General features: G+C 69.4%; 14 protein-coding genes and 1 pseudogene. 9 read left to right on the top strand and 6 right to left on the bottom strand.

Translation table 11 applies throughout. From position 1 onward, the window contains the following. Positions 1-84 precede the first annotated feature (84 nt). Positions 85-564: a hypothetical protein gene (locus tag ABZ463_RS33030; RefSeq protein ID WP_352013715.1), complete on the top strand. Its 480-nt coding sequence runs from the start codon at positions 85-87 to the stop codon at positions 562-564. Between the two features lie 124 nt (positions 565-688). Here ABZ463_RS33030 and ABZ463_RS33035 read toward each other — a convergent pair whose 3' ends face one another. After that, the gene (locus ABZ463_RS33035) at positions 689-1,333 is read right to left on the bottom strand and encodes a GNAT family protein (protein ID WP_362782096.1); all 645 of its coding nucleotides are present in this window, start codon (positions 1,331-1,333) and stop codon (positions 689-691) included. Positions 1,334-1,508: 175 nt separating this feature from the next. Next, the gene (locus ABZ463_RS33040) at positions 1,509-2,789 is read right to left on the bottom strand and encodes a pyridoxal phosphate-dependent aminotransferase (RefSeq protein ID WP_362782099.1); all 1,281 of its coding nucleotides are present in this window, start codon (positions 2,787-2,789) and stop codon (positions 1,509-1,511) included. Positions 2,790-2,888: 99 nt separating this feature from the next. On the opposite strand from ABZ463_RS33040, the gene ABZ463_RS33045 reads away from it, so the two are divergent. The 3 genes from ABZ463_RS33045 to ABZ463_RS33055 all read left to right on the top strand — a co-directional run bounded on the left by ABZ463_RS33045 (position 2,889) and on the right by ABZ463_RS33055 (position 5,181). Then, positions 2,889-3,824, top strand: a complete 936-nt coding sequence (locus tag ABZ463_RS33045) for a LysR family transcriptional regulator (RefSeq protein WP_362782102.1) — start codon at positions 2,889-2,891, stop codon at positions 3,822-3,824. 11 nt (positions 3,825-3,835) lie between these two features. Next, entirely contained in the window at positions 3,836-4,507 is a 672-nt protein-coding gene (locus ABZ463_RS33050; RefSeq protein WP_362782105.1) for a ribonuclease HII, read from the top strand. 215 nt (positions 4,508-4,722) lie between these two features. Then, positions 4,723-5,181 (top strand): hypothetical protein, encoded by a 459-nt coding sequence (locus ABZ463_RS33055; RefSeq protein WP_362782108.1) that lies wholly within the window; start codon positions 4,723-4,725, stop codon positions 5,179-5,181. Between the two features lie 254 nt (positions 5,182-5,435). On the opposite strand, the gene ABZ463_RS33060 is transcribed toward ABZ463_RS33055, so the two are convergent. Beyond that, entirely contained in the window at positions 5,436-5,867 is a 432-nt protein-coding gene (locus ABZ463_RS33060; RefSeq protein ID WP_362782111.1) for an NUDIX domain-containing protein, read from the bottom strand. A 25-nt stretch (positions 5,868-5,892) separates the two neighbouring features. Continuing rightward, positions 5,893-7,113 carry an XRE family transcriptional regulator gene (locus tag ABZ463_RS33065; protein ID WP_362782114.1) on the bottom strand — a complete coding sequence of 407 codons (1,221 nt, stop codon included), beginning with the start codon at positions 7,111-7,113 and terminating at the stop codon, positions 5,893-5,895. 171 nt (positions 7,114-7,284) lie between these two features. Between ABZ463_RS33065 and ABZ463_RS33070 the strand changes: the two genes are divergently transcribed. The 5 genes from ABZ463_RS33070 to ABZ463_RS33090 all read left to right on the top strand — a co-directional run bounded on the left by ABZ463_RS33070 (position 7,285) and on the right by ABZ463_RS33090 (position 10,296). Beyond that, the gene (locus ABZ463_RS33070) at positions 7,285-7,500 is read left to right on the top strand and encodes a hypothetical protein (protein ID WP_362782117.1); all 216 of its coding nucleotides are present in this window, start codon (positions 7,285-7,287) and stop codon (positions 7,498-7,500) included. Further along, positions 7,497-7,895, top strand: coding sequence for a hypothetical protein (locus ABZ463_RS33075; protein ID WP_362782120.1), 399 nt, complete (start codon positions 7,497-7,499; stop codon positions 7,893-7,895). The genes ABZ463_RS33070 and ABZ463_RS33075 overlap by 4 nt, the downstream gene beginning before the upstream one ends. Before the next feature lie 722 nt (positions 7,896-8,617). Beyond that, on the top strand, positions 8,618-8,851 hold the full coding sequence (locus tag ABZ463_RS33080) for a hypothetical protein (RefSeq protein WP_362782123.1): 234 nt from the start codon (positions 8,618-8,620) through the stop codon (positions 8,849-8,851). An 11-nt stretch (positions 8,852-8,862) separates the two neighbouring features. Continuing rightward, positions 8,863-9,081, top strand: coding sequence for a BldC family transcriptional regulator (locus ABZ463_RS33085; protein ID WP_362782126.1), 219 nt, complete (start codon positions 8,863-8,865; stop codon positions 9,079-9,081). 66 nt (positions 9,082-9,147) lie between these two features. Further along, a complete protein-coding gene (locus tag ABZ463_RS33090) occupies positions 9,148-10,296 on the top strand; it encodes an LLM class flavin-dependent oxidoreductase (RefSeq protein ID WP_362782129.1) in 1,149 nt (382 codons plus the stop codon). Positions 10,297-10,458: 162 nt separating this feature from the next. Here ABZ463_RS33090 and ABZ463_RS33095 read toward each other — a convergent pair whose 3' ends face one another. Further along, complete coding sequence (locus ABZ463_RS33095; protein ID WP_352013722.1) at positions 10,459-10,845, bottom strand: SCO5389 family protein; 387 nt, start codon at positions 10,843-10,845, stop codon at positions 10,459-10,461. Between the two features lie 61 nt (positions 10,846-10,906). Next, positions 10,907-11,194 (bottom strand): annotated as a pseudogene (locus ABZ463_RS33100) (ATP-binding protein); the annotation flags it as partial.

Genomic DNA, 11,194 nt, shown 5'->3' on the forward strand with positions numbered 1-11,194 from the left:
AAGCGCGGTGCAGGGACCTCGTCCTATCAATGGGTCATGACTTCCACCAAGGAACGGGAAGTCCGGCCCTCTGGGAGAGGAACCATGAACCGCACCATCCGCAGCCTGCTCGGCGTCGCCGCGGCGACCGCCGTCCTCGCGGTCGGCGTCCCGGCGCTGACCTCCTCGGCCTCGGCCGCGACGACCGGCACCGCGACCGCCGGTGCCCTCGACGTCGACTTCTGGGGCTCCTACTACTCCAAGTACCGCAACGGCTCCCGGGCCAAGGCCAACGGCCAGGTGTGGGACGACGGCTCCGAGGTCCACGTCCAGGGGCGCCTCTACGACAAGAACAGTCCGTGGCGGCTGTGCGGCTACGTCCAGGTCAAGTTCGAGAACGCCGACGGCGACGAGTCCTACGACTGGGCCAGGCAGTGCGTCTCGTCCGGCTACCGGTCCTTCCACTTCTCCGAGGAGGACGTCGACAACGTCCAGGTCCGGGTCTGCTACTGGGAACGGCCCGGGGCCCAGCGCGTTTCCTGCGGCCGGTGGAACTACATCTACGAGGCCGATGACGACGAGTGACGCCTGACGGACGATGAGGTCATCGGGGCGGCCTTGAAAAAGGCCGGGAAGACGAACATCGGGCCCGCCCGGAACTCCGGGCGGGCCTTTTGTTCCATGGTTCATCGGAAGTGATGGGGCTCCGTCACGCCGCCTCGAACAGGCCGAGTCGCGTGTGGAGCCGTTCTCGTACGGCAGGCCACTCGCCGCTCAGGATCGAGTAGTACGCGGTATCTCGGACCGTGTCGTCGGCGCCTCGGGTTTCCGCCCGCCGCACACCGTCGAGGTGTGCGCCGAGGGCCTCGATGGCGGCCCGGGATCGTGCGTTGCGTACGTCGGCTTTGAGCGTGATGCGGTGGACCTGCCAGGTCTCGAAGGCGAGCGAGAGCATCAGGTACTTGCTCTCCCGGTTGACACCCGTGCCCTGGGCCGAGGCGGCCAGCCAGGTGTAACCGATGTCCGCCACGGACGGGACCTCGCCCACCGCTCCACGCGCACCCGGCGGCCAGGGCATGGGGCCCTGCCAGTACTCCAGGTGCATGAGGCGGGTGGCACCGACTATGCGGTCGGTGTGTAGCCACCGGACGGCGAAGGGCAACGTGCGGCCCTCCGCCTGCTCAGCCAGAGCGGCCTCCACGTAGGAGACCATCTCTTCCCGGCCTTGGGGAACGCGAGTGAAGGCGTAAGTAGAACGGTCCTCACTCGCCGCGGTGACGAGGTCGTCGACCACCGCGAGGCTGAGCGGTTCCAGGCGCACGGAGCGCCCGGACAGGGTGACAAAAGCGGGCATGAGCACATGATGGGGGCTGACAGGCATGCCTGGTGCCAAATGACACAAGACATCTTGGTTAAGCCCCTGGCGCCCCCTGCTCGGAGGGGTGAAATCGCAGGTCAGAGCATGCGGATGCTATCCCGGATGTGCCTGCTCACGGGGTAAAGTTTCCTTAAAGTGATCTCCTGAAAGATCAGCCCGTCACGGGGCTGGGAACGGCGCCGGAAACACGGCGTCCACCGGGTGCCGGCCGGGCCCCCTCCAGGCCGGTCAGGGCCTCACTCAGATGGTCGAGCGCGGCCGAGATCCAGGGCAGTTCCAGCGGGTCGGCGGCGTGCAACGCGGCCAGTCGCCGCTCGGTCGTCTCGCCGTACAGCAGGCTCGTCGCCACCCGCACCCGCAGGGCCCTGACGTCGTCGCCGAAGACGTGTCCGGCGAGCACCCCGACCCCGTGCCGGTCGAGCAGCGCCGCGGCCAGTTCGGCGGAGGTCGTGAAGTCATGTCCGGTGAAGTCGGGATAGAGGTAGAAACCGCCGAGCGGCGCCTCGGTCCGCACTCCCGCCCGGACGAGCCTGTCGTGCACCGCCCGCGCGACCGTGCCGTGCAGCCGCCTGCTCAGGTCGATCCGCTCGACGATCTCGGCGGGCTCGGTGTAGGCGTAGGCCGCGGCCCGCTGGACGGGCGCCGCCGGACTCGACCAGATCTCACTGGCCACCGCGAGCAGCCGGTCACGCAGCTCGGCGGAGGGAAGCCTGGCCACGCCGATCCGCCAGCCGCCCAGGGCCAGGCTCTTGCTGAGCCCGCTGGTGATCACCGTGCGCTCGGGGGCGACGTCGGCGGGACTGACGAAGCCGGTCGCCGGATCGTGCAGGAGGTCGCGGTAGATCTCGTCGGAGATGACCATCAGGCCGAGGTCACGGGCGATCCTCGCCAGCCGGGTGACCGTGGCCGGGGAGGCCAGCGTGCCGGTCGGGTTGTCCGGCAGCGTGAGCAGGATGGAACGGACGTCACGCCCCCGCGCCCGCGCGTGCAGTACGGCGGAGGCGACCCGGTCGGGATCGGGCACCCCGCCCTCGCCAGGAGGGGCGGGAACCGGCAGCGGACGGGCCCCGACCAGGTCGGCCTGGGCGGCGTAGCTCACCCAGCTCGGCATCGGCAGCACGACGTCACCGCCGATCGCCAGCAGCAGGCCGTACAGCAGGGGCTTGCTCCCGGGGCCGCAGACCACCAGGTCGGGGTCCGTCGGCAGGCCGCGCCTGTCCCAGTAGCCCGCCGCTGCCTCGCGCAGCGGCGTGATCCCCGCGACCGGGCCGTACCCGTTGTGCTCGGAGGCGGCGGCCAGCCGTTCGCGTAGCGCCGGATGAACGGGCAGACCCGCCTCACCGAAGGCCAGGTGGAGCACCCGCTCACCGGCGCGCCGTCTTCGTTCGATGTCCTCGTTCGCCGCCAGCGTGGCGGAAAGCGTCACGTTCATCAGTGTCCCTTTCCGATCAATGCGGAACGTTCCCAAGCGTGATGGGATGCAGGCATCGGAACAAGCACTGGTTGGTGTGGGTGGGCGTAAGGAAGTCCGATGCTTGATTTTCGTCGGCTTGTGGTGATCTGTGAGTTCGCCAGGAGAGGGAGCATCGCCGCGACGGCGGCCTCCCTCGGCTACAGCCCGTCCGCGGTCTCCCAGCAGCTCGCGACCCTCGAACGGGAGGCCGGAGCCGCGCTGCTCGACCGTTCCGCGCGCAGCGCCGAACTCACCGACGCCGGACGCCGCCTGGTCGAGCACGCCCAGCGCATCCTGGCGATGGTCGAGAACGCGGAGTCGGACCTGTCCGCCCACCAGGGAACCCCGTCGGGGCGCGTCACCGTGACCGCCTTCCCCACCGCCGCCGTCGCCTTCGCGCCCGCCCTCGCCAGGACGCTGCGCAGGCACACCGCGCTGACCCTGCGGATGGGTCAGGGACGCTCAGGACGGGGGATGCGCGAGGTCAGGTCGGGCGAGGTGGACATCGCGCTGGTCGACGACTGGTACGGCAGGGTGCGCGAGACGGACACGTTGCGGGTCTTCCCGCTGCTGCACGACCCACTGGTGCTCGTGGTGCCGCGCAGGCACCGGCTCGCCTCCCTCGACGAGCCCGTCGACCTGCGCGAACTACGTGACGAGCCGTGGATGGCCACCCCGGACGGCGAACCCTCCCGGCTGGCCGTCGACCGCATGCTGGCCGACTTCGGCGGGGCCCAGCCGGTGCCGTGGGAGTTCGAGGGGCTGGGGACGATCCTCGGCCTGGTCGCCAAGGGCATCGGCATCGCGGCCGTCCCGGCCCTGGCCCTGGCCGCCGGGGTCAGGGGGATCGTCGTGCGGGAGTTCCCCGGCGATCCGGTCAGCCGCGTCGTCCACGCCGTCGCCCGCGCGTCGAGCGTCAACCGGCCCGCCGTCTCCGTCACCCTGCGGGCCGTACACGTGGCCGCCCGGATGCTGGTCGACGACCTGGCCGTCGTCCGGCTGGCCGAACGGTAACGTCTTCAGCCATGCCTCCCACATACGCGCTCGAACGGCTGCTGTCCGGCAACGGGTCGAAGACCGTCGCCGGGATCGACGAGGTCGGCCGGGGCGCCTGGGCCGGACCCGTCGCGGTCTGCGCGGTGGTCACCGACCTGTCCGAGCCGCCCGCAGGCCTGACCGACTCCAAGATGCTCACCCCGACCCGCCGTACCGCCATGTTCGACGAGATCGTCACCTGGGCCGTCGGCGTCGGGTACGGCGAGGCCACCCACGCCGAGATCGACGAACTCGGCATGACCGAGGCGCTGCGCAGGGCGGCGGGCCGGGCCCTGGCCGAACTGCCCGTCCGGCCCGACGTGGTCATCCTCGACGGCAAACACGACTATCTCGGGGCGCCCTGGCCGGTCCGGTGCGAGATCAAGGGAGACCTGTCCTGCGTCTCGGTCGCCGCGGCCTCGGTGGTGGCCAAGGTCCGCCGCGACACCTACATGGCCTCTCTGGCCGGTGTCGAGGAGTACGGCTTCGCCGACAACGCGGGCTACCCCTCGCCGATCCACCAACAGGCCCTGGAACGCCTCGGCCCCACCGAACACCACCGCCTGTCCTGGTCCTACCTGGACGACCTCCCTCGCTGGCGCCACCTCAAGAGGCACCGGAACCCGCTGGCGGGGGAAGGTCAGCTCGGGCTTTTCGCATAGGCCGTGGCCGGAGCTCAGGAACGTGAATATTCTTCATTGTGGGTTTCGATTGACAGTTCCACCACTTTTTCCAGTAAAGAGCTGATTGGTCTGGAAATTGGGGAATTTAATGTCGCGTGTCGAATGCTCAGGAGAGCGGGTCCGCGTCGGAGAGGTCGTTCTGGCGTAGTCACTCGGCGACGCTGATCGGCGCCGCCGCGACGGTACTGGCAGCGATGATCACCCTGGTGGCGGTCTACTTTCCTCGCCCCGGCGAGGAGGCGAGGGCGGACCCGCCGGCGGTACGCCGACAGGGAGAGCTGAGGTTCGAGCCCGGAGAGGCCTACGACCTGGACTCCCTGGCCACCGACTGGGTTCCGACGAGGGGCGCGTGGTTCGGACAGGACGCGGGATACGTCGTCGGCGGGGCTCACGACTGGATCGTGGGGCTGAACGCGGAATCCGGGGAAAGCGGTGACTCGGTGGCCGCCCTCGATCCGAGAACCCCGAAAAGCTTCGACAGTTGCGTCAAGGCCGATTACGGGGCGAAGAAATCCGCACCGCGCGATAACAAGATCAATCCAGAGCGGGCCGTCTGCGTACTGACCACGGAGGAACGCTACGCGCTGGTGGAGATCGTGGGGATGGCACAGACGACGTTGGTCACTCGCGTGACGGTGTGGGAGAAAAAGTAAATCTCGCTGGGAGGCTTTTGTTCGTTCGGTCCATGGGTGAAGCCTCGTGTGCCCTTCTGGGGCGACTCGTCCCGCCGCTGTCTTGACCTCGGCTCCGTTGTGAACCCTTCAGGGTGATGAGTGGCCGGGCACTGTATCCGCCCGGCGGTGGCGGCGGGGATGCGGACCGCGCCGGTCAGGCGCGGCCCGTGGGGGACCATCCAGCAGCCCGGCCAGGCGCTCGGCGATCTCCTCATCGGACAACGGGTGGAGGGTCATGGGTCCGTCAGCAGGTGGGTGCCATCGTGGTGGCGTACGGCGGGTGGCTGGCCGGGGCGCATGGCGTCCAGGACACGTACGGCGAACGCCTCGTTGGCGAGGGCTCTCACTTCCTGGGGGCCGGCCCAGTGGAAGGCACGGGTCTCGTGGTTTTCGGTGAGGTGGCCGCCGGTGGCGGCGCAGCGGAAGACCAGGGCGACGACGGCGCGGGTCATGTTCTTGTAGACCCCGGTCAGGGCGAGAGGTTCGACGATCAGGCCGGTCTCCTCGCGCACTTCGCGCACCAGACCGGTGGTGATGTCCTCGTCGCGCTCCAGAATGCCGCCGGGAGCCTCCCAGCGGCCGTTGTCGCGCCGCTGGACGAGCAACGCACGCCCCTGGTCGTCGAGAACCACCCCGGCCACACTGACCGCGTGCCCCAAATTCATGACGCGGCCTTTGGGGTGAGTCTCCTCAGGATGCCTGCGGCAGGGCCTCTTGGAGGGCACGGGCGCCCGGTGCGCGCATGCGGTCCAGTAGTCCGGCCACCTTGCGCAGGTCACGGACGGCGTAGGTGTTGACGGCCACCGCGTCGGGAGCGACGTCGAGCGCCGTCTCCGTCGCCGCTTCGGCCTCGCCCGCCAGCGCGTGCGCGTGGGCCAGGCAGGCACCGAACCAGGCGCGATCACGCCGATACGACCCCGCCAAACCCGCCAGTCCCCGTTCGAGGAAGGGCACCGCGCGATGGCCGTCGCCCAACTCCAGTTCGGCCATGCCACGCTGCATGAGGAACCAGCCCTCGTCGTAGAAGTACATCCACGACGGCTCCTCCTCGGGACGCTCGGCTGCTTTTCTGATCAGTTCTTCGGCTTCGCCGAGCAGGGAGCGCGCTTGCCGACCCTGTCCCATCTGCGCCTGTCCCCGGGCGGCCATCTGGGCGGCCATTCCCTGGATGCCCAGTGAGGTGCGGCCGTCGTGCCAGCGGGACGCCTCGGCCAGCCGTACACACCGCTGCGGGTCTCCGGTGCTCCACGCCAGGTGAGCGCGCATGTTCAGGGTCGTCGCGGCCAGGGCGGCGTCTCCGGCCTCCAGCGCCCAGCCGTGGGAGCGGTCGTACCACGCCAGCGCGGCGGCCAGATCGCCGCTGTCCTGACACATCCACGCCAGGAACTGGGCGTACTGGGCGACCATGCTGACCAGTCGGTCTCCCGTCGTCCCGCGAACCCCCCGGGCGAGATCGGCGACGGTGGCGAACTGGGCACGGACCACGGGCATCAGGGGGCGACTGCCCATGGTGTCCTCGGCCCGGCGGTGCTCGGCCAGACATCGCTCAAGCCACGCGATCGTCTCCAGATCCACCCGCCCCGGTTCGCCGATCGTCTTCGTGATCCGTTCGTACAAATCAGGATCAGGAGCGAGAGACGGCAGAGCCAAAGCGGAAAGCGGCATGTTCGCCGAGGCGAACAGTTCCTCACCGAGACCGAGCACCTTGCGATAAAGCGGCAAATACGGGTCGTCCGGCCTGTGGCGCCCGGTTTCGTGCCCCTTGATGCTGGCGACTATCGACTTCAGCCGGGGCAGGGTGTACGGCTCAGCCACTTTCAGCATTTCGCGGGCCAGATCGGCCCGCCCCCATCCGCGCAGCTCACGCTCAGCGCGCAGCCGTGCCGCCCATTCGGGCAATTCATTGTTCACAGCCATTGATGCCTCACCACGGGTGGGTAAACGCTGTTCTTACCCTCAGTATCCCCACCGGCACGTCTCGACGTGGCGTTACGGCCCCATTGAAATAGCCGTACACCACAACGCCATCCCGTCCTCCTCTCATGTTCCGGCGGGATTTCGAACGCAACGGAGGTGAGGTCCATGGAGACTGCCAGGTCCCTTCCGGCCGCCCAGGTCATCCCCGGCTGGCGGCTGATCATCAGTGACGCCGGTCGGTTCTGGGCTGTCCGCAATCGGGCGTTCCCGGGTACGGCGTTGCGGGCCGGAGCGGAGCCGACCGTGGACGCCGACACCTTCGAGGAGGTCCGGGAGGCGGTTGTCCGTCAGGAGGAGATCGCTGAGGGGGTGTCGTCGTGACGGGGCGGCATCGGGACGGCCTGCCGTACGCGGCGGTGTATCGGCGGGTGTGGGACGGTCCGGCTCGCGCCGAGGCGGGGCGGATCGACCGGGCGTGGGCTGAGTGGACGGTTCTCTACAGCCTGGGGAAGCGGTGCTTCTACGCCATGGCCGCTTGGGATGGCCCGCGTCCGGTGATCGTCAAGGACATCACGGGTGAGGGGTTGGAGGAGCGGATGCGGGAGGCGGAGATGATCAAGGCGATACGGCTCGCGGTGCGGTCTTCCCCGGCGCCGGTTCGTGGCGGGGTTTCCCGTAGGCGGGCAGGGCACTCCGGGGTGGCGGTCGCCGAGGAGCCCGGCGGAGAGGCGGGGTTCGCCGGGGGACGGCGTTCGCCGGGTGGGAGGGCGGCGTGATGCCGTGTCCGGTGCCGGATGTCGTGCTTCAGGGGTGTGACGCCGTACAGCAGGCCCATCCGGATTGGCTGGTTTTCCACAGTTCGCGGTCCGGGCTGTGGAGCGCCTACCGCCGTTTCCTTCCCGGCAGGCCGGGTCTCGGAGACGTGCTGTTGGTGCGAGCCGGGTCGGTCGATGAGTTGGAGCGGAAGTTGAGCGCCCGGGCGTCCCCGACGGTGCCGCCGAGTATCCGGGCCGTCGCCGTCGCCCGTGCTCTGCGGACTCCCACCGCCCGGGTCGTCCCGGCTGTATGCCCTGGTCAGGCCGTCGTGGCGAGCCGGTCTACGGCGTTGCGCAGGTTGCTGCGCTCCTGAAGGCCGGTACGGCGGGTGAGGAGACGCATGCCCGCCGTACCTCGTGAACGTGCGGTCCAGGGATGAGGGACCTGGGCCGCACAGGACTCCTGAAAGCCGGTACGGCGGGCGGTGGAAACTCATCCCACCCGTCCGCCCGCCGTACCCCCGTGAACGTGCGGTTCAGGTAGGAGGGACCTGGACCGCACACCCTCGCAGGACGGCTCCCGCACACGCTCTGGGCGTGTTGGGGAAGAGGGAGTCGTCTGGCGCACCGGTCTTCCCCAGGGGAAGGCCGGTCCTCCTTCAGGGTGCCCGGCCGTCGTGCTCCCCGGCTCGGGGCCGGGCACCCGCCCCGCACTTCTTCCGCTCCCGCACCCAGGGACGACCATGACTGACGACGATCGACGACTGATCGACCTGTTCATCAGCACCCATCCCGGCTGGCGGTACGAGTACCTCCATCTGCCCGGCCTGCCCCGGTGGTGGGCCATCCGGTACGAGCCGTTGCGGCCTGACCAGCGCAGAGCCGGGGCCCGCGATGTGCTCGGCCGTACGACCCTGCGTCGGCTGGCTCGCGCGTTGGCCCGGCATGACGAGATCCTCCACCGAAGCCGCTACTGAAGGAGTTCCCCATGTCTCCCCTCAAGGCCGTCGCTCCTGACGGCACCTTCGCCACCGGGCCGGACACCACCGAACGGCTTCTCACTCCCGGGGAGGTCGCGCGGATCTTCGGGGTGGACCCGAAGACCGTCAATCGGTGGGCGTTGACCGGGAAGATCCCCTCGGTGCGGACGCCCAGCAGGCAGCGGCGTTATCGGGAGAGCGACATCAACGCGCTTCTCAACGGCTGACCTTCCTTCAAAGGGAAGGGGGATATGCCCTTTTCTGTCGGGGGACGGTGGCGCATGGTGGGCAGCATGCGGGTTGGGATCTTCCTCATCGCGGCAGGATTCCCCGGCAGGGAGCCGGGACAGGTGTTGCGGGACACGGTCGAGGCGGTGGTCGCCGCCGAGGAGGCGGGCTTCGACGACGCGTGGATCGCCGAGCACCACTTCATGTCGTACGGCGTGTGCCCCTCGGCGGTGACCTTGGCGGGGGTCGCGCTCGGCCGTACGGACCGGATCGGGGTGGGGACGGCGGTGAGCGTACTGTCGGCGCGGCACCCCGTTGAGCTGGCCGAACAGGCGACGATCCTGGACCAGGTCTCCGGCGGACGGTTCACGCTCGGGGTCGGGCGGGGCGGTCCCTGGACGGAGCTTGAGGTGTTCGGGACGGGGTTGCCCAGGTTCGAGCGGGGGTTTCCCGAGTCGCTCGACCTGCTGTGCGCGGCCCTCGGGCAGGACACGGTCTCTGCGGACGGGGAGTTCTTCCGGTTCCGGGAGGTACCGATGGTCCCGGCCGCCAGACTCAGGCCGGTCGTGGCGTGCACCTCGCCGGGGACGGTCGCACTGGCCGCCGGGCGGGGGCTGCCGATGCTGTTGGGGATGCACCTCGACGACGAGGGGAAGGCCGGGCTGCTGCGGGAGTACGGCGAGGCCTACGGCGCTGGGGGCGGTGCCCGGGGTGGCGGCTGTGACGACGGGAATCCAGGGCATCGTGGTGTCCGTGGAGGCGGGGACCTGGGGCGTGGTGAGGCCCATGGCGATGGGGATCAAGGGCGTGGTGGTGCCTGGGACGGTGGGGATCCGGGGCATGTGGCGGCGGTGGTCGGGCATGTGGCGGACTCGACGCGGGAGGCCGTCGCGGAGTTGAGGGCGGCGATGCCGGGCTGGCTCGGGCCGGGGCTCGCGGGGTACGTGTCCGTTGACGGGCGCCCCACACCGCGCCGTGACATCGCGGACTACGTGGACTTTCTCTGCCGGACGCACCCGGTCGGCTCGGCCGACCTCTGCGTCGAGCGGATCGAACGGACCGTCAACAAGACGGGGCTCGGCCACCTGATCCTCATGGTCGAGGGGGCGGGCACACGGGAGCGAACCCTCGAAACGATCAGACGGCTGGGGGCTGAGGTGCTGCCCCGCGTCAGGAATGGGAAAGCGCCCTCGCTGGGCCGGGGTACGGCCTGACGAGGGAGAGGGACTGGAGTGCTGTCCCAGGCCGGGAACCAGGTCGGAACGGGACGGTGCCTTCGCTGGGTTGGTATGGCCTGGCGAGGGTGGGGGTGCCCCGGACAGGAAAAGGAAAGCGCCCTCGTCAGGCCGGGTGCGGCTTGACGAGGGCGGGAGGGGTCAGCAGTCGACGAGTTCGGGGCTCTGGTTGAGGATCTGGGACCTGGCGGTGATGAACTCGGCGTGGGCCTTGACGGCCGCCGGGTCGAAGACCGCGACCCGGTGGCAGTTCTGGAAGGCCAGTTTCACCCCGAAGTGACGCTCAAGCGCGCCGCGCATGGAGTCGCTGGCGAGGCAGCGCAGGAGCTGGCCGCGGGCGGCCTCGTCCGGCGGCGGGACGGTGTTGTCGGTGAACTCGGCGCCGGTGCGCTCACGCTCCCCCACCAGGTCACTGATGAGCGTCCATGCATATGGCAGGGAGTCACGGACACAGGCGACGAACGTCGCGTCGTCCACCTCTCCTGCCTTCGCCTGGTCGAGAAGCTCGTTCGGAACGGTCAGCGACATGCTGCCTTCTCCTCTCAGAAGGGAACTTACAGACACTAGGCCGGGCCCGATCGACCTCCAGCTAGCGCTGGAGGGACACTCGTGTGGGCCCGAAGACGAATTCGGGGTCGATCTGCGCCGCGAGATCCTCCCCCGTGGCCCGGTTCGCCCAGGCCCGCGCGTTGCGCAGATGGAACTCCACCGCCTGACGACCGAACAGCCCCCAGTCCTTCTCCCGGCCGTCCACCGCCGCCAAAAGCACCTCCAACCCCGAGGACACCTCCGGCTCCAAGTCCTCAAGCCCGAACGGACGGCCCTGCTCCATCCCCCGCACCACCCCCGAATGCCCCAGGCACACCAGCAGATCCGA

It is taken from the genome of Streptosporangium sp. NPDC020145 (assembly GCF_040631275.1).
Classification (GTDB): domain Bacteria; phylum Actinomycetota; class Actinomycetes; order Streptosporangiales; family Streptosporangiaceae; genus Streptosporangium.